This is a genomic window from Streptomyces sp. NPDC048290, from assembly GCF_040652095.1.
Lineage (GTDB): Bacteria > Actinomycetota > Actinomycetes > Streptomycetales > Streptomycetaceae > Streptomyces.
Window position 1 is genome coordinate 38,395 of the sequence record NZ_JBEZLM010000040.1, and the last position, 17,578, is coordinate 55,972.

A 17,578-nucleotide genomic window follows, 5' to 3' on the forward strand; every position below is an offset into this window, starting at 1 on the left:
TGCCGAAACGGCAAGAGGGCTTGTCGGGGGAGCGGGGTGGGAAGGAGGCTGGCTTCTGCCGGGGCGAGCTGATGGGGTTCCGGTGCGTTGATCCGATACACCCGAAATGCCGATTACGTACACCGGCGATGAACACCGGCGATGACCACACCGGGAGGAATTCATGACCGACGCCCCTGTGACCGAACCCGCGGAATTCTGGGAGTCCCGTTACCGTGACAGCGGCCGGGTGTGGAGCGGGAACCCCAATGAGCTGCTGGTCCGTGAGGTCTCCGGCCTGCACCCGGGGACCGCGCTCGACCTAGGCTGCGGTGAGGGCGGCGACGCGATCTGGCTCGCCGCGCACGGCTGGCGGGTCACCGGCGTGGACATCTCGGCGACGGCACTCGCCCGCGCCGCCGAGCACGCGCGGGACGCGGGAGTCGGTGACCGGGTCGCACTGGAACGGCATGAACTGGGAGTGACGTTCCCGGACGGCACCTTCGACCTCGTCAGCGCCCACTACCTCCAGTCACCGGTGGCACTGGACCAGGACGGTGTGCTGAGCAGCGCGGCGCGCGCGGTGGCGCCGGGCGGAACCCTGCTCATCGTGATGCACGCGGCTTGGCCGGACTGGCAGACGGATCCGCCCTTCACCGCCGAATTCCCCACCCTGGACGGCGTGTTGGAGAAGCTGGCGCTTCCGGCGGGGGAGTGGACGGTACAGACACGGGAGCGGGTCCGGCGGGCGAGTGTGTCGCCGGAGGGCGTGGCGGGGCATCGGGACGACAACGTGTGGCGTGTCCGGCGCAGCGGCTGAGGAGAGGGCACGGGGAGGGAGCCGGGCGGCCTCCTGGCTCGAGCTCGCCGAGCTCGGTTAGCCGTACGGCAGGGGCGCAGGGCGAAGGCGCCCAGCAGCAGCCGCCCGTCGAACGGACGCCCCGGCGCTGGACATCACCCCTGGCTTCAGCAGCGGAGTCAGTGAATCAGCGCTTCCCACCACCCGAGTTACGATCGGGACTCTGAGCGGCGACACGCCGTCGGACCAGGGAAGGGACCGCACAGTGAGCAACACGGAGACACATCCGGCCGAGATGAACTGCGCGGCGGGTCCGGACGGCACGCGCCCCGCACTCCAGGTGCTCACCCCGCGTGATGTGCCGCTCGGCGGCCCGCGGGCGATGAGGGTACGGCGGACCCTGCCTCAGCGGGCCCGGACACTGATCGGAGCGTGGTGCTTCGCCGACCACTACGGCCCCGACGACGTGTCGGCGAGCGGCGGCATGGACGTGGCCCCGCATCCGCACACCGGTCTCCAGACGGTCAGCTGGCTGTTCAGCGGCGAGATCGAACACCGTGACAGCCTCGGCAGCCACGCCTATGTACGGCCCGGCGAGCTGAACCTGATGACCGGCGGCCACGGCATCTGCCATTCGGAGGTCTCCACCCCGGGCACCACGACCCTGCACGGCGTCCAGCTCTGGGTCGCGCTCCCCGGCGAACACCGCGACGCGCCCCGCGACTTCCAGCACCACGTCCCCGAGCCGGTACAACTGGAGGGCGCGCGGGCCCGGGTCTTCCTCGGCACTCTCGCGGGCGACACCTCACCCGTGCGCACCTTCACCCCGCTCCTCGGCGCCGAACTCACCCTCCTCCCCGGCACCACCCTCACCCTCGACGTCGACCCCGCCTTCGAACACGGCGTCCTCGTCGACCGCGGCACCGTCACCGCCCACGGCACGCCCCTCAAACACGCCGAGATGGGCTACGCGCCCCCGAACCACCCCACGCTCACCCTGACGAACGACGGCCCGGACGAGACCCGGCTCATCCTGCTGGGCGGCCCGCCGTTCGAGGAGGAGATCGTGATGTGGTGGAACTTCATCGGCCGTTCGCACGAGGACATCGCGAAGGCCCGACGGGACTGGATGGAGGGCGACCGCTTCGGGGTGGTGACCGGGTACGAGGGTGATCGGCTGCCGGCGCCTGAGCTGCCGACGATTGCGCTGAAGCCGCGGGGGCGGGCGCGCTGAGCTGGGGAGACCTTGGTAGGGCGAATGCCCTCGGTGGATCGAGATTGCGCCCCCCTGGCCCGTGCGGCGAGGGGGCGCAGTCGAGAAGGAACGGACTCTCGCGAGAGAGAGTCCGTACTCCCAAGTGTTGGCAACTGTGACCAGGCATGTTCAAACACTTGCTGACCTTTTGCTGACCTTACTAACGGGTAATCACTTCTGCTGTGCTGTGTGCACGGCGGATGACCGGTGGAGCGGGAGAGGCCATCGCTCAGTGGGGGTTCAGGTCGGCAGAGAGTGTCCGTGCGGTGTCCATGCCGTGGCGTCCGGGGTGCTGCTGGGCACCGGCCGGCGAGACGCTGAAGTGCGGGACAAACTGCCGCATGGTGCGGTTCGTGCAGGAGCGCACGGCTACCAGCGCACCGGGTCCGCCGGGCGCAAAGCACCGTGCTTGGCCCCCATCTTGAACGTTCCCTCGCTGCTTGTCGGGGATTCGGTGTAGGACGTCGTGAATGCAGTGATTGGCATATTGCCGGATTCCGGCGGCCCCGTAACCGAAGTCAATAGTCCGTTGACTATGGCGAACAATGTGAGGGTATCCGCCCGTGACATCGAGTCGAGCAGTGGCATGAAATTCTCAATCACCCTCGCCCGAGACTGCCAGTTTTGTGGCAACCGTGGCTGGGTTGTCGTGGACTGATTCTTGCGGATCTTCGTCCGGCCCCCTCGCGTCGAGGGCGTAGTTCTGCACGAAGATCCGCCGCAGGGGCCTGGACCTGCTCGCCGTCGCGCAGGCTGGCAGGTAGCGGTGGACGTAGCGCAGGAGCAGGCGGAGGTTCTCGCCGCTCTCCTTGATCCGGGTCTTCGGTTGGGACGGGTTCTATCCGAGCCGGGCCGCGCGACCGTAGCGCTTGGCCCACTTCTCGTTCACCAGCGCGACGAGTTCGTGCGGAGCACGGCGGGCCAGTTTCTCCAAGGCGGCCCGCACGGCTTCGGCAAGGGCACTACCTGGGACATCCCGGTGACGTCACGCGGAGGCGGCGGCCACCACGATGGAGAGCACCGCCGGGGTGGGGACCACCTGGTCGAGGCGTAGTCCGGCTGCGGCGAGGAGGCGTACGAAGTCGGCCTCGGTGCGTTCCCGGCCGGTCAGTGACGCCATCATCATCAGGTCCAGGGTTTTGGCCTGATGAGGTGTGTCGCCGTCCGGGACGACCGCGTCGATCACCAGGACGCGGCCGCCGGGGGCCAGGGCGGCACGGCAGTTGCGCAGGATGGTCACGCACTGGTCGTCGTCCCAGTCGTGCAGGATTCGTTTGAGCATGAGGATGTCACCGGCCGGTACCGAGTGGAAGAAGTCTCCCTCGGAGGTCCGCCAGCGGCCGGCGGGATCGGCCCCATCCGGTACGGGGGTGGCGAGCGAGTGGCCCGCCAGGACGTGCCCCTGGTCGTGGAGGATTCCGTGCAGGGCGGGCCCGGTGGCCAGCACGTGGCGGAGCAGGCCGCCGTATCCGCCGCCCACGTCGACCACCGTGGCGTTGTCGGGGAAGTTCCAGCTGCGGGCGATGGGGCCGTTCTCCGCGTCGGACAGGGACGCCATGCCGGTGTGGAAGACGGCGGTGGTCGGCGCATCCCGCGCGAAGTATGTGAAGAAGTCGGTGCCGAAGATGGCGTCGAATGCGGAGCCGCCGTCGGTGAGGCACCGTGTCATCTCGCCGGCGGGGCGCCACATCGTCGGGTCCGTGAGCATCAGGACCGCAGCGCGGGCCGATACCGGTGCCCCGGAGCGGAGCGCGTCGCCGTCCGGGGTGAGGCTGAAGCGTCCACCGCTGTCCTGCTCGAACAGGCCCCGGGTGGCCAGCAGCCGCAGTACCCGGTGGAGGTTGTGCTCGTCGGTGCCGGTCACGGCCGCCAGTTCCGCCGGGGTGCGCGGGCCGTCGGCGAGGTGGTCCGCGACGCCGATGTCTGCGGCGGCACGCAGCGCGGCAGGGTAGAGGAATTCCAGGGCCTGCGCCACGATCAGGGCGTTGCTCCGCCGGTCCTCTGCCATCGCGTCCACCGGGCGTGTGCTGTCTGTCATCCGACCGCCTCCAGGCAGAATTCGAAGGTGCCGGTGGGCACCCACCCGGGCAAGCATGGCAGCGCTGCACAGGGCGGGGGTCCCGTTCCCGCCATTGGGCACAGCTCTCGACGCGAGCCCTCTGCCAGGCCTTCTGACGATGGCGGGCATGTGGTGCCACCAGTCCCGGGCGGGCTCGCTGAGCAACCTGCCTCTCGTGGCAGGGAGGGCACATGCCCGCAGCTAAGCCCCCGTCGGAGGACGGACGCTCCACCCGCCAGTTCGTCAAGACGTTCGCCATAGCCTGCGGGGCCGAAGGGATGGCGGTGTGCGAGTGGGAACAGGCGTGGGACCGGGCCGAGGAACAGCGGCTCGGAACGTCTGCGCTCCTTGCAGGGCGCCTGGCCTCCGAAGGCGTCCTTCCGGACGGCCGCCACTTCTACTTCCATTCCGATCCCGCGCGAAACCCCGGTGGGCAGGAAGTCGGTGGATCACCCGCTGGGCGTTTCCGATTCTGGGGGTGGTGCTGGCCAAGACCGACAAGGCGGCCCCGGGTGCGTGTATAGGCGAGAAACGAGAGTGCTGCGCGAGCTGAGCGACCGTCGCACGTCACTGGGCGGTGCAGGGCGGCTCGGTGCGAGCACCCGGAGGAAGATCGTTCCGCTCCTCGTCGGTGAAGGGCCGGCCCGCGGCTTTGCACAGCAAGCGCCACCAGTCGTCCGTCTCGACGCTTATGGCCTGGACCTGGCCGCTGGCGAGGAAGCGGACCGTGGAGCCGGACAGGGTGACGGCCATGGAGTCGGTACTGCCAGGCGGGGACGGACCGACGGCCATGACCCGGCCGGACGGCACCTCGTGCAGCACGAGATTGCCGCCGGGGTCCAGCACCAGTAGCCGGTCTCTCGCAATGAAGCCGACCATCATCGCACTGGTCGGAAAGGGGACTGTCCTTCCCACCCTGCGCCCAGTCGCCACGTCCCAGAACCGCAGTTTCTCGTCGCTGTAAGCGACCGCGGCGAGGCGCCCGTCGGCGCTGAACATGGCCGGGGCCGGACTCTTCGTCAGATCCAGAGTCAAGTCCACGCTGACCGCCGTGTTCCAGTCGGATACCTGCTTGCCAGCGACGAGGTCCCACACGATCACGTGTCCTCCTTGCCGGCCCAGGCTGGTGACGATCAGTGCCTGCGAGGGATACCCCGGACGCGGGACGATCCGACCAGAAGCGAGTAGCAGCGGTACGGTGCCTGGTGGGGGAGACACGCGGAGCGCGGGTGCGAGGACGGTCGCTGTGGCGGGGTCCACACGGAGTACCTCGTTCGACGACAGCAATACAGCGAGGTCACCGTTGCCGAGTTGGGCCACCCACTCGATGTATGCCCCGTTCGGCACGGGCAGATCGACGTCCTCATGACTCGCGGGGTCGTCGGCCGAGTACAGCGTCAGGGCACTACCAGCCTGGTCCCACAGTGCTATGTACCCCTTCCCGTCCTTGTCCGCCCAGGTCATCTGCCATCCGTGCGCTCCCTGAGCCTTGCCGGGTGGAGCGGCTGAGCGGACACGAACGTCCCGGCCGACGACGTGCAATCGGTCTTCCCTGAAAATAGCGAACCGATCCGCGTCCGGGGCCAGGGCCACGGAGTTTGCGTCGATGTCGGAGGTGAGGGCCGGTGGGATGCTCTCGTCGGGGCTGAGCAGGAGCAGGCTCTCACCGATCGCAGCGACCATCCTGGGCGCCTCGTCGCCGTTTTCGCGACCCCAGACTGCGGTGGGGATTTCGTCCCCAGTCGTAGCGTCCGTGGGTACGACCGCCGTCCATGCCCTGCCGGGGTGTACTCCGACCACGGTGAGAAGTCCGTACTCCACGCTGCCGTCGGCGTCGGTCCCCGCTTCGGCGAAGTCCGTCCGATACAGCTGGGTCGCATCGTCCTGGAAGAACTCCACGGGGAGACCCGTGGCGGGTGTGGTGCCGTCCATGTTCAAGTACCTGTTGTGCCCGGTAGGCATTGCGATCTCCAGGAAGGTGCCGCGTGCCGTGAACCGGAGGCTGTGTTCACTGTCCGTGATCAGCCGCCGCTTCTCCCTGCCGTCGGACAGCGTGAACACCCCGGACGACCAGACCGGAGCCGTTGCGTTCGGCTTATACCAGGTGAGGGCGATGGCATCGCTGCCCTCGGCGAAGGCAGCCGAACCGGCATGCCTGCCCCCGATCAACTGTTCGACCCCAGGGATCGGCTCACCGGAGGAGACGGTCCACGCGTTCAGGCGGGCCTGCTGCTCGCTCCCACCAGGCTTGTAGTCGGAGGCGTACAGACGCAGCAGACGTGACCCGTCGTCGGAGAAGTCGATCGCGGGCGCAAAGACCTGGTCTTGGTCCGGTCCGGCGCCTATCAGTAGACGCCCCTCGGTATCGTCGGAGCCGACCTCCCATAGCCTGACCGAGGCGTTGGCGTCGGCGACGGCGTACCACCGGCCGTCGTCACTGAAGGCGTCGAAGAAGTCTCCCGTGGGGACTGCTTGGAGCGTACGGACGCGGGGGTGCTCGGACGTCGCCCCGGTGATGAGCCGGATCTGGCTGCTGCTCTCTTCCTCCGCTGATACGACGACGGCGAGCACGTCGGCCTCCGGCGCTGACGCGAGGGACGTCACGGTGCCCTGCCACAGGCCGGTTCGTGCGCTCTTCACGCTGCGCATGCGCAGGTACTGCCGGAACAACGCCGACCGCGCCTTGTCGGTGTCCGACGTCGCCCAGGCTCCCAGCGCAGCCTGCACCGACGTCTCGAAGTCGGTGGCTGACCGCTCCTCGGAGCGGTCAGCCAGTTGCTGTGACGCCAGGGTGCGCAGGTGTTCCTCGGCTCGGTCCCGCCGCTGCACGGCGTCCACTGCGAGCAGGGTCGTCAGAACGGCGAGGACGACCGTGACGGCGGCGAACGACATCAGTCCGTATGTGCCCAGACGTGCGCGGCGTCGGCCCGCGGTCAGATAGGCACGCTGCAGATCGGTGACGTCTGCGGGGCGCTCGGTCAGCCAGCGCTTCGCGGCCCCCAGCAGCCGCTCGGGCGGCGTGGCGAGCAACCGGCCGCCCGACTCATTCCATTGGCGCGCGTGGTCCTCCACCTCGGCCTGCCAGGCGCGGAACTCGGCGCCCTGGCGAAGGCAGTCGCCGAGCCACAGCCACTCACGCAGCAATGCCTCGTGCGCGATCCGCAGCGACTCGCCGGAGCCCTCCGTGTGCCGTCGGCTGGTCCACACGAGCAGCTTCTCGCGCACCATGCGACGCGCCAACCGCGTCTGGCCCTCATCGAGTTCGGCGGCCGGTACGTCGTCGGGCACGAACCTGCCGACCCCGTCCGGGCGGGCCAGTCGCTGGAACAGCCGCCGTGCCGCCTGCTCATCGGTCGCTCCCTCCACCACGGCGTTGTCCAGGGTGGCCTGCGCGTGTCTTGCCAACGCCCCGGAGAGTCCACCCAGTTCCTCGTAGGCGGCCGTGGTGAGACGTCCGCCGGCACGGTGCCGCCACAGCTCTGCCAGGGTGAACTCCAGCAGCGGTAGGCAGTTCGCCTCCCCGTGCGCCTCCTGGGCCTCGTGGGCGTCCCGCAGCAGCAGTTGCAGCAGTCCAGGCTGGAGCGTGACCCCCGGAGTGGTCCGCAGCGGTTCCGACACGATCCGGACCAGCGCCGCCTCCGGGAGCGGGTCGGCGTACACGAGCGCTGCCCGCCGTTCGGCAGCGGGCAGCGCGGGGGCCAGTACATCGAGCGTGGCGTGGCGGGCCGACAACACCGCCCGCAGTCCGCGCCCCGGCACGGCGTCGGAGACATCGGTGAGTTCACGCAACCATATGACGACCTGCCGGGCCGCCCGGGGCACCGTCGCATACTCCTCGAACTGGTCGACCAGCAGCACGCACAGCCGATCCCTCGCTGCGGCACGCAGTCGCTCACGCAGGTGCGTGAGCGCGATACCGCCGTCGGACAGTGCCTGCCGTACGACATGGACACGCGAGTCGTCCGCCGAGCCGCCCTCGGCTGTGTCCCACAACGCGAGCAACGCCTCGCCGAGGAACTCGGCAGGAGGGTCCGCTTCCCGTGGCGTACGCACCGTGACGACTGCGTCCGCAGCCCGCAGCCTGGGCAGCAGGCCCGCACGCAGCAACGATGACTTCCCCGTACCCGACTGACCGGTCAGCAGCGTCAACGGCCGGACCCGGACGGCCTCCGTGAGGTCCTTCGTCTCCTGTTCCCGGCCGTGGAAGAGATGAGAGTCCTCCTCCTCGAAGCGCAGCAGGCCCTTGAAGGGGCCCGAGCCGTCGTCCGCCTCTTGGAGTGCAAGGCGCCGCTCGGGGACGAGGTACGCGGTCCCCTCCAGGCCGGCACGCCCGCGTGTCGCCAGCATGCCGACCACCGCGTGTGCCTCGACGTCCCAGACGGGGCTGCCGCTGAAACCGCCGGCGAGCGGCACGCTGCCCTGTCCGGCGTCGAGTTGGAAGCGGCCCCTTCCCTCGCCGCCGCGCAGGACGCCGTGAGCATTCACACCGGTGCGGGTGGTCACAGGGAAGCCGTAGACACGGGCTTCGATCCCCCAGGGCGGCACATCGAGGCCGGCCAGCGGCAGGGGCGTGGTGCCCGGTACCTCCCCCGCGAGACGGAGCACCAGGACGTCGTCCGCTGGGCGCCACTCGGCGACGGCGGTCGAGACCGGCGCCGACGGGTCCGCAAGCAGCGGGAAGTCCACCCGCAGCGGCACATCGGGAGCCGTCGAGAGCGCCTGCGGCTGCCCGAGCATCAGATGGGCACAGGTGCACACGAGGTCGGGAGCGAGCAGGAAGCCAGCACCGCGAGGTTCGCCGTCCGGGCCGAGGATCCGGGCGAGCCCCCACTCGAAGACCGCGCCGGAGGGAGAAGGGGGCGGCGGTGCCACGTCAGAGGCCGCCCTCGTGCCCACTCGTGCCGGGGGCGGCGGTGTCCGGCTCGGCGGCATCGTCGGATGCGGCGGCGTCCTGGACGGCGACTGCCTGTGTACCGGCGTCCTGCGTGCCGACGCTCGGTGTCGTGGCTACCGGTGCGGCCCGGCTCTCCGTGCAGTCGGCGTCTCCCGGCTCCGCGCCACGGTTCCGTGCGTCCGGCTGCCGCTCCCACTCGAGCAGAATCTTGAAGTGCCCCTCGGATGCGGCACGGGCGAGAACGACGCCTGCCTCCGCGCTCAGCTTCACCCCAAACTCCATGGCCACCCGGTCAGGGCTCTGAGGCATCGCGCGCAGCGAATCCAGTACGTCCTGGGCGGCCGGACGCACACGGTCCACCGCCTGCCGTAGGGTTTCGGCCGTGTCTGCGGCGCGGTCCGGCCTCGGCCGGGCTATCGGCTCGTAAGGGTCCCTGTCGGGTGCATCGTCGACCTCCGCCCACACCACCGTGCCGTCGCTCGCCTGGAAGTTGGTCGTATCCGTCATCGCGTCCGCCGGTCCGTCGCACCACTGCGCCCAATGGGGAAATGACCCTAGAGAATGTGCGTAGAGCAGACAATGGCTTCGATAGCCAAAGGGTGCGAGCGAGTTACGGCCATCGTTGGATAGTCCACCGGACACCACGCGGTTGCGATCTTCCGTCGCAGCGGAGGCAACCGCCAGTTCTCCTTCAGGCGTCATCAGGACGGGTCTGTCAGCGCTTTCGCCAGGCGCGCGGATCAAGCCACAGCCTCGTATCGTCAAACGATTGAGGGCCTGCCGTTCAGGGCGTCGTTCCCTCTCATGGGCGCCGTCACCGCTGGCGGCGGTCCTCACCTCTTCCAGTGAACGCGGGCCTGTCCGCCGCTCCGGTGCCGATGATCAGTCGGCCGACGACGCGCCGCGGAAACGAAGCGGCCGGGCCGAGTTCGAAGCCGCGATGGGCCCCTGACGCTCTCGGCAGCGACGCCGGCCAGCTCGACGCCCAGCAGTGGATGTGCCGGACCTTCTTCGACATCCGCATGTTCGGCGCCGTCATGACCACCGGCAAGAAGGACCGCCAGGCGGGCCGCGTCCGCGGCCCCGTCCAGCTCACCTTCTCCCGCTCCGTCGACCCCGTCACCCCGCTCGAGTACGGCATCACCCGCGTCACCCCCACCAAGAGCGAAGACCTCGGGAAGAAGACCACCGAGATGGGCTCCAAGCACATCGTCCCCTACGGCCTCTACCGCGGCGAAGGCCACTCCAGCGCCCCCTCGCCCACCGCACCTGCGTCACCAGCGACGACCTCGCCAGGTCGCAAAAGCCGTCCAGGGTCGTCTAACGAGCTCGTGCATGGTTGGCGCTGGCACGTCGAGACTTTGATCGTCGATCATGGTCTGCGTGGTGGGGAACCGGACGCGTGCAGCGGTGCTTCGCAGTCAGCAGATCACCGGACTGAGTTCAGAGGTGATCGCCGAACTCGTAGCGGAGATCGGCCCGTTGTGGCACGAGCGGCACCAGGCGACACTCGCCTCGCGTCCCCGCCGCCGAGCTGTCGGCGCCGGTGCCAAGCACAAGCTTGTCTTCGTCGACCGGCTCCTGGCCACGCTGATTCACCTCCGCCACGGCGCCACCCACGACGTACTGGCCTGCTGGTTCGACGTAGATCGCTCCACCATCACGCGCGCGATCGGTGAAGTACGGCCGCTGCTGGCCCAGCGGGGCTGCACCATCACTCCCGGCCTTCGGCTCCGCACGCTCGCCGAGGTGGTCGACCACCTCGGCGAGAACCAGCAGACCGGGATCATCGACGGCACCGAGATCCGCGTCCGCCGCCCCGCCGCCGGACGCAAGGACCGGGACAAGTTCATCTCGGGGAAGAACAAGCAGAACGCCGTCAAGTCCATGGTCTTCACGGACGCGGACGGCCGCCTCTTGTACTGCAGCCCGGCAGAGCCCGCGAGCTGTGCGGACATCACCCATGCCCGCAAGTTGGGGCTGGTCAGGCTCCTGGCCGACGGCCCTGCGGTGGAGATCCTCGCGGATGCCGGCTACCAAGGTCTGGGTGCCCAGACCGGCGGACGTGTGGTGACCCCGCCGCACCGCAAGTTCAAGAAGAACGCCCCGGACTGGTACGAGGAGATCCATGAGCAACGGCGTAAGGCCCACTCCTCGCGCCGGATCCGCGTCGAGCACGGCATCGCTCACCTGAAGAACTGGCGAGCCCTCGCCCGCCACCACGGTCGTCGTGAGCACATGAGCGACATCATCCAAGCGATCGCTGCACTGCTCTCACACCAACAGGCGGCCACTCTCGCGATCGATGAACGAGTATGAGCGCTGGGCCGGTTCACGCCCCTCGACGTGCCAGCGCCAACCATGCACGAGCTCGAAAGAGGTATCCAGCGGCAGCACCTTGCACGACACGGTGGACGACCGTGACGTCATCGTCACGCCCGGCGCCGACACCCCGCTCACCATCATCGATCCCTTCAAGCCCGCCGACCTGTTGGTGAAGAAGACCGACAAGAAGACCGGAAAGCCTCTGGCCGGCGCCGTCATCAACATCACCCCGTCCACCGGCACCGGCACGGCGATCACCCTGACCACCGGCAAGGACGGCACCGCCACCGCCAAGCTCCCCGTCTCCTCCCGGCAAGGCACCCCGTACACCGGCACCGAGACCAGGGCGCCCGCCGGCTACGAACTCGACACCACCCCGGTCAGGATCACCGCGAAGCCCGCCGGGAAGACCACCGCAACCTTCACCAACACCTAGAAGGCCAGACCCACCCAGCCTTCGACCCCGCCCCCGACGGCCACCCCGCCGGTTGCTCCGACCACCCCGCCGACCGGTCCTGCGACGCCTGCGCCGGCCACCCCGACAGCCCCCGGCACTCCGCCCCCGACCCAGGCCCCTTCCGCCGGGCCAGTGCCTCCGGCAGACAGGCCCACCGGCCCGGCCGCCGAGGGCTCCCTCGCGCACACCGGGACCGACTCCACCTCTTGGCTCCTCGCGGCCAGCGGCCTCCTGGTCACCGCCGGCGGCGGCGCCCTGATCGCTGCGCGGCGCAGGAAGAGCCGAGCAGGGGAGGACAGCCCGGCCACCAGCTGACTGGGACAACGGCCCTGCACGGCAGCGCGGCGAGCGGCACCAAGAAGGCGCGCTCCTGATCCGCTGTGCCTGACCGGCGCGTTCGTGCTCACCCCCAGGCCGAGGGCCCCGGGAACCACACCACGTGGTTCCCGGGGCCCTCGGCGCATCCGGCGAATCCGCCACTGCCGGATTTCCCACGGGGTCAGACACGCAAGACGGTCACCGACGCAAGGGCACCCGCCGCCCAGGCGATCAGCTGGCCCTGCCCCCTGCTGAAGCCGTTCGCGTCTGCCCACCGCAGCATGATCACCGCCTCACTCGTCATGCCGCCATTCCCTTTCCCGAGCGCTCCGCCTGCCGGAGCCGCGGTCTGCACCCGCTGTATACGCCCTCTGAGTGGCTCTCCGGCCCGGATATCGCTCTGCAGGGCCTGTCGGCCTCGGCCAAGGCAGCTTCCTGGAAGCCAAGTTGGTCCACCCAGGTCACAGACCGGCAGCGAACTGGCCTCCGCTCTCACGGACCAGTTCGCTGGGGGCAGACGAGAAAGAACCCGGAAGGACTGGAAGAACCGTCGCGGGCATGTCAACGTAGACGACTTCCCTGGAAACCCACAGGTCAGAAGGGTTTGTTTTGACCGCTGACGTCACCCGGCCGGGATTCTCCACGACCGTCGAGGCATTGCGGCTGCGTAGTTGGCAGCTCGGTCCGGGCCAGCCGATGGATGTGATCGACCAGTTCTCCGAAGCCGATTTCAAGGTCGTTGTGGACGACCGCGCTGATGTCCACATCAATTCCCGTGACGGCCGTTTCTACCTGGGCTGGTTCCCGGACGGCCGTCCCGGCACGGCGGGCGGGGGGTGGCGGATCGCCGTCACCGGCACCGCCGCCGTCCCCGGCTACGGCGTGTCCTTCGACACGCAGACGCCGTCGCCGGTCGTGGCCGCCGCCGTGGCGGCTGTCCTGGCGGGTTCCCGTCCGCTCTGAACCGTCGTTCCTCCCGTTCCGGCAGTCCGTGCAAGGGGCCCCGTGGCCCATGCCGGCCGCAGACACGGCCGCGCCGCCGTTCGTTCCCCTTCAACGATCTTGCCGTCTCCGGATACGAGGAGCGCTTCTGTGAGTACGCCGCGCCCAGGTCCCGCCGAGATGACCGTCGCAGACCTCATTGGCCTGCTGTCCGCCATGGACCAGAACGCCCCGGCACGACTCGCGGTCAATCCTTTCTACCCCATGGCCCACACGATCGCCGCCGTCGTCAGTGCCCGCGACGAGGAGGGCCGGAGCGTCGTGTTCCTCGCCGAGTCCGGCGAACAGCTCGGCCACCTGCCCCCGGACGTCGCGGTGCGGCTCACGTGGCAGGAGCCGACCGTCGCTCCGCCCCACCGACGTCGCAGGACTGCCCGCCCCGACATTGGCCAGTAGCCACCCTCGACGACCTGCACCGGAGGCGCCCTGAACCTGAACCCGCACGACCCCTTCGAGCCCTCTCCCGGCCCTTCGGGCCCGCTGCGGTCCTGGGTCACCCCGCGTCATCTCGCCGGGGACGACGGCATCCTCGCCGACCGGATCGGCGCCACCCTGAGCAGCGTCGGCTGGAGGATGTGGCCGACCAGCCGCAGCACCCTCCTCTATGTGAGTCCCGATGCGCTGCGCGGTGCCGAATGGGTACGTGCGGGCTGTCCGTTCGAGCTGGGCGGTCTGCCGGTCGCCTGGCAGGTCACCGCCCGCACCGGCACCACGAGCGCCCTGCGGGAGTGGAACGCCTACCTCACCGAGGGCGTCCCCCACGAAGCGCTCGCCGACTTCCTCCTCGCCCTGGACGCCCGCACCGACCCCACCACCCTGTACGACGGACCCGACCGTGTCCTGGACGCGGTGTTCGCCCAGGGCTGGCTGCCCGACATCGACCATCCCGCCACCACAGCCACCGCCCCCGACCTTGCAGCGTCCCTGTGCCTGGCCACCGTCCCCGAGCACGTCTTCGACGCCGACCCGCGCCCCGATCTGGCCGGCTGGCAGGCGTGGGCCGACCCGGCACCGGGCGACGGGCTGCTGTGGTGCGCGACCTTCAGCGCCAGCGTCCCCCACGACCTCGTCGCCGCTTTCGCCGCCTCCCTCGCCAGCCCGGCGCCGGTTCCGCGCCGCATCCTGCCCGACGCCTCCCGCCACCGCCTCACCGTCATCCCGCCCCACTGACCAGCCGCGCGCGACGGATGTGAACCTCGCCGTCGACCTTGTTCCCCGGGGTGACGACGGCCTCGTCTCTGCCCTGCCCCTGTTTCCGGCTTGCCGAAGTCTGCTTGACCCTGCCACTGAGCCGCCTGTCGCCAGCCCGGTCAACGTCCCCCGTACGGGGTCCTTGACAGCGCCCGGACGATCACGGCTCCTGCGCAGCCCACTCACCCGACCTGGTCCTTGTCGGTGAGAACACCGCCCACATACTGCTCCTGCTGTACCCGCTCCCTGCTGATGCTGACGACCGAGCCGCACCTCGAAAGGAGCCATAGCCCCGGCCCTCCGCCGGCACCGGTCCCGGCGGAGCCGCCCATGGACCGGTCCCCGGGCACCTCATCTACTACTGCGTCAAACCCTTCGAACCCGGACATCCAGCCCCCACGCGCCGCCGCTGCGCCGGATGCTCCCGTCGCGCCGACGCCTGGATCCGCCTGAGGGAGCACGCGGGCGGACTGGTGCTGGCCGCCCCGGACCGTGCCACGGCGGCGACCCGGTCAGCCAGCTGAGATCCGGCGATGCCTACACCCTCTCCGGCTGTGATGATGTGAACGGTCAGCGATTTCCCCAACTTCTGAGGCTTCATGGTCACGGAATGGGACAGGGCCGCGGTCACGAGTCTCCAAGGGGAACTTGACCACAGCGGAAGCCTCGAAGATCCCATATCAGGTGGTTTGACCTGTGAGTGATCGTTCCATCCGAATCCTTCAGGTTCCCCTTGGGCATCCCCGAGCTGGGTTGAGGGTCCTGACCGTCTCGGAGTCATCACCGTCCCTCGACCGAAGGGCCGAGAGGTCGACGGACACTCTGGATGGCGAGGAGAACGTTCACCGTGGTCGACATCGTCGAGATCTACGTCCACTGGTACGCGGGCAGGTCGAAGAACCAGCTCGCGGCCTCGCTGGGGGTGGACCGCAAGACCATCAGAAAGTATCTGGCGCCGGCGGAGGCGTCCGGGATGGCCCCGGGCGGGCCGCCCATGAGCGAGGCGGACTGGGGAAAACTGATCAAGAGCTGGTTCCCGGAGCTGACCCGGCGCCGGCTGAACCAGGTGACGTGGGCGGAGATCGAGCCGCACCGCGACCTGGTCAAGGGGCTGCTGGAGACGACCACGGTCACCACGATCCACCAACGCCTCAAAGATGAGGGGAAGTTGGCGGTGTCGTTGTCGACGTTCCGTCGGTGGGTGACCGAGAACCTCCCGGACGAGTCGGCCCGGTCGAAGGTGACGGTGCTGCGGGACGACGTCGAGCCGGGCTCGGAAGCCCAGATCGACTACGGCTTCCTGGGGCAGTGGATCAATCCGTCGACCGGTAAACGACATCGGATCTGGGCATTCGTGATGGTCTTGCCCTGCTCACGGCACATGTTCGTCCGACCGGTGGTTCACATGGACCAGCACGCGTGGACCCAGGCCCACGTCGAAGCGTTCCGCTATTTCGGCGGTGTCCCACGGCGGTTGGTGCCGGACAACCTGCGCACGGCGGTGGACCGGCCGGACCTCTACGACCCGAAGATCAACAAGTCGTACGCCGAGCTCGCGACCTACTACGGCGCCCTGGTCGACCCGGCCCGGGCGGCGAAGCCGAAGGACAAGCCGCGGGTTGAGCGGCCGATGCCATATGTCCGCGACTCGTTCTGGAGCGGGCGGGATTTCACCTCGGTCGAGCAGATGCAGGCGGAGGCCCTGACCTGGTCGGCCGGCACTGCCGGCCGCAGGCAGTGCCGCCCGCTGGGCGGTGCGAGTCCGCTGTCGGTGTTCGAGGCGGTGGAGGCCAAGGTCCTGCTGCCGGTGCCGGACAAGCCGTTCGTGCTGGCCCGCTGGTCCACCGCGGCAGTCGGCCCTGACATCCACATCAAGGTCGGCCGCACCCTCTACTCGGTGCCGTGGAAACCCATCGGCCGCAAGGTCGACGTCCGCTCCACCGCCACGATGGTCCAGGTCTTCCACGAGGGCGAGCTGGTCAAGACCCACGCCGCACTCGACCAGGGCAAGCGCACGGACAAGAGCGATTATCCGCCGGAGAAGATCGCCTTCCAGATGAAGACGCCGATCTGGTGCCGCAGCCAGTCCTCCGACGTCGGCGACGCCTGCCGCGAGGTGATCGACCAGTTGCTGGAGCTCAACGCGCTCTACCGGCTCCGCGCGGCCCAGGGGATCCTCGGGCTGCGGAAGAAGTACGGCGATCAGCGGCTGGAGGCGGCCTGCACCAAGGCCATCGCGGTCGGCGACCCCTCCTACCGGACCATCAAGGGCATCCTGATCGCGGGCACCGAGACCGACCCCGAGCCGGAGACCGGCGACGCCGGGGCTGCGGCCTTTCTCCACGGCCCCGAGGGCCTGTTCGCTGCGAGCATCCCCTCCCAGACCTCCGGCGAGCTTGACACCCCGGGCCGCGCTGACGCCGACGACGCCGAGGAGGCCGCTCGATGAGCGTGATGGACACCGACCTGCGCGAGTCGCTGAAGGCACTTCGGCTGTCCGGGATGCTGGAGACCCTGGACGCGCGGCTGATCCAGGCCCACGGCGGTGAACTCGGCCACCTGGACTTCCTCCAGGTCCTCTGCCAGGACGAGATCACCCGCCGCGAGACCGTCGCCTTCCAGCGGCGCCTGCAGAAGGCAAAGTTCGAGCAGCAGGTCACCCTGGAGGAGTTCGACTTCGCCGCTTCTCCGAAGCTGCCCGCGGCCCAGATCCGCGACCTGGCCGCCCTGCGCTGGCTCCACGCAGGCGAGTCGGTGATCTTGTTCGGGCCGGTCGGGGTGGGCAAGACCCACGTCGCCCAGGCCCTGGGGCACCTGGCCGTCCGCCAGGGCGCGAACGTCCGCTTCACGAAGACCAGCCGGGTCCTGGCCGAGCTCGCCGGCGGCCACGCGGACCGCACCTGGGACAAGCGCATCCGCGAGCTGATCCGACCCGACGTCCTCATCCTGGACGACTTCGCCATGCGGCAGCTGAGCGCATCCCAGGCCGATGACCTCTACGAACTGGTCTCCGAGCGGCAGGGGCGCTCGCTGATCATCACCAGCAACCGGGCTCCCAGCGACTGGTATCCCCTCTTCCCGAACCCCGTCGTCGCCGAGTCGCTGCTCGACCGACTGATCAACACCAGCCACCAGGTCATCATGAACGGCCCCAGCTACCGGCCCAACAAGCGTCCCAAGAACCCCATCGACAAGCCTCCGTCCACCTAGTGCTGTGACCGGATAGGTTCGCCGGGTTGGTGGTCATGGCGGTTGGATGTGGGGTGACGTCCGATCCGATCGCTGGAGGCGCGGTGGCT

General features: G+C 69.2%; 13 protein-coding genes and 1 pseudogene. 11 read left to right on the forward strand and 3 right to left on the reverse strand.

Translation table 11 applies throughout. From position 1 onward, the window contains the following. Positions 1–163: 163 nt before the first annotated feature. The gene (locus tag AB0D49_RS39615; RefSeq protein WP_362768354.1) at positions 164–799 is read left to right on the forward strand and encodes a class I SAM-dependent methyltransferase; all 636 of its coding nucleotides are present in this window, start codon (positions 164–166) and stop codon (positions 797–799) included. A gap of 244 nt (positions 800–1,043) precedes the next feature. Then, entirely contained in the window at positions 1,044–2,012 is a 969-nt protein-coding gene (locus AB0D49_RS39620) for a pirin family protein (RefSeq protein ID WP_362768356.1), read from the forward strand. Between the two features lie 1,006 nt (positions 2,013–3,018). On the opposite strand, the gene AB0D49_RS39625 is transcribed toward AB0D49_RS39620, so the two are convergent. The 3 genes from AB0D49_RS39625 to AB0D49_RS39635 all read right to left on the reverse strand — a co-directional run bounded on the left by AB0D49_RS39625 (position 3,019) and on the right by AB0D49_RS39635 (position 9,688). Beyond that, positions 3,019–4,071, reverse strand: coding sequence for a methyltransferase (locus AB0D49_RS39625; protein ID WP_362768358.1), 1,053 nt, complete (start codon positions 4,069–4,071; stop codon positions 3,019–3,021). Positions 4,072–4,659: 588 nt separating this feature from the next. After that, positions 4,660–8,964, reverse strand: a complete 4,305-nt coding sequence (locus AB0D49_RS39630; RefSeq protein WP_362768361.1) for a trypsin-like peptidase domain-containing protein — start codon at positions 8,962–8,964, stop codon at positions 4,660–4,662. A 1-nt stretch (position 8,965) separates the two neighbouring features. Further along, positions 8,966–9,688 (reverse strand): CU044_2847 family protein, encoded by a 723-nt coding sequence (locus AB0D49_RS39635; protein ID WP_362768364.1) that lies wholly within the window; start codon positions 9,686–9,688, stop codon positions 8,966–8,968. 320 nt (positions 9,689–10,008) lie between these two features. On the opposite strand from AB0D49_RS39635, the pseudogene AB0D49_RS39640 reads away from it, so the two are divergent. The 9 genes and pseudogenes from AB0D49_RS39640 to istB all read left to right on the forward strand — a co-directional run. After that, positions 10,009–10,182 (forward strand): annotated as a pseudogene (locus tag AB0D49_RS39640) (type I CRISPR-associated protein Cas7); the annotation flags it as partial. Positions 10,183–10,360: 178 nt separating this feature from the next. Continuing rightward, the gene (locus tag AB0D49_RS39645) at positions 10,361–11,305 is read left to right on the forward strand and encodes a transposase family protein (RefSeq protein ID WP_362768368.1); all 945 of its coding nucleotides are present in this window, start codon (positions 10,361–10,363) and stop codon (positions 11,303–11,305) included. Between the two features lie 91 nt (positions 11,306–11,396). Continuing rightward, positions 11,397–11,747, forward strand: a complete 351-nt coding sequence (locus AB0D49_RS39650) for a prealbumin-like fold domain-containing protein (RefSeq protein WP_362768370.1) — start codon at positions 11,397–11,399, stop codon at positions 11,745–11,747. 153 nt (positions 11,748–11,900) lie between these two features. Beyond that, positions 11,901–12,083, forward strand: a complete 183-nt coding sequence (locus AB0D49_RS39655; RefSeq protein ID WP_362768373.1) for an LPXTG cell wall anchor domain-containing protein — start codon at positions 11,901–11,903, stop codon at positions 12,081–12,083. A gap of 612 nt (positions 12,084–12,695) precedes the next feature. After that, complete coding sequence (locus AB0D49_RS39660) at positions 12,696–13,049, forward strand: DUF317 domain-containing protein (RefSeq protein WP_362768375.1); 354 nt, start codon at positions 12,696–12,698, stop codon at positions 13,047–13,049. 159 nt (positions 13,050–13,208) lie between these two features. Continuing rightward, positions 13,209–13,484 carry a hypothetical protein gene (locus AB0D49_RS39665; RefSeq protein WP_362768401.1) on the forward strand — a complete coding sequence of 92 codons (276 nt, stop codon included), beginning with the start codon at positions 13,209–13,211 and terminating at the stop codon, positions 13,482–13,484. A gap of 210 nt (positions 13,485–13,694) precedes the next feature. Further along, complete coding sequence (locus AB0D49_RS39670) at positions 13,695–14,258, forward strand: DUF317 domain-containing protein (protein ID WP_362768378.1); 564 nt, start codon at positions 13,695–13,697, stop codon at positions 14,256–14,258. Positions 14,259–15,105: 847 nt separating this feature from the next. Further along, the gene (gene istA / locus AB0D49_RS39675; protein WP_362768381.1) at positions 15,106–16,728 is read left to right on the forward strand and encodes an IS21 family transposase; all 1,623 of its coding nucleotides are present in this window, start codon (positions 15,106–15,108) and stop codon (positions 16,726–16,728) included. Beyond that, the gene (gene istB / locus AB0D49_RS39680) at positions 16,725–17,489 is read left to right on the forward strand and encodes an IS21-like element helper ATPase IstB (protein ID WP_362768384.1); all 765 of its coding nucleotides are present in this window, start codon (positions 16,725–16,727) and stop codon (positions 17,487–17,489) included. The genes istA and istB overlap by 4 nt, the downstream gene beginning before the upstream one ends. Positions 17,490–17,578 lie beyond the last annotated feature (89 nt).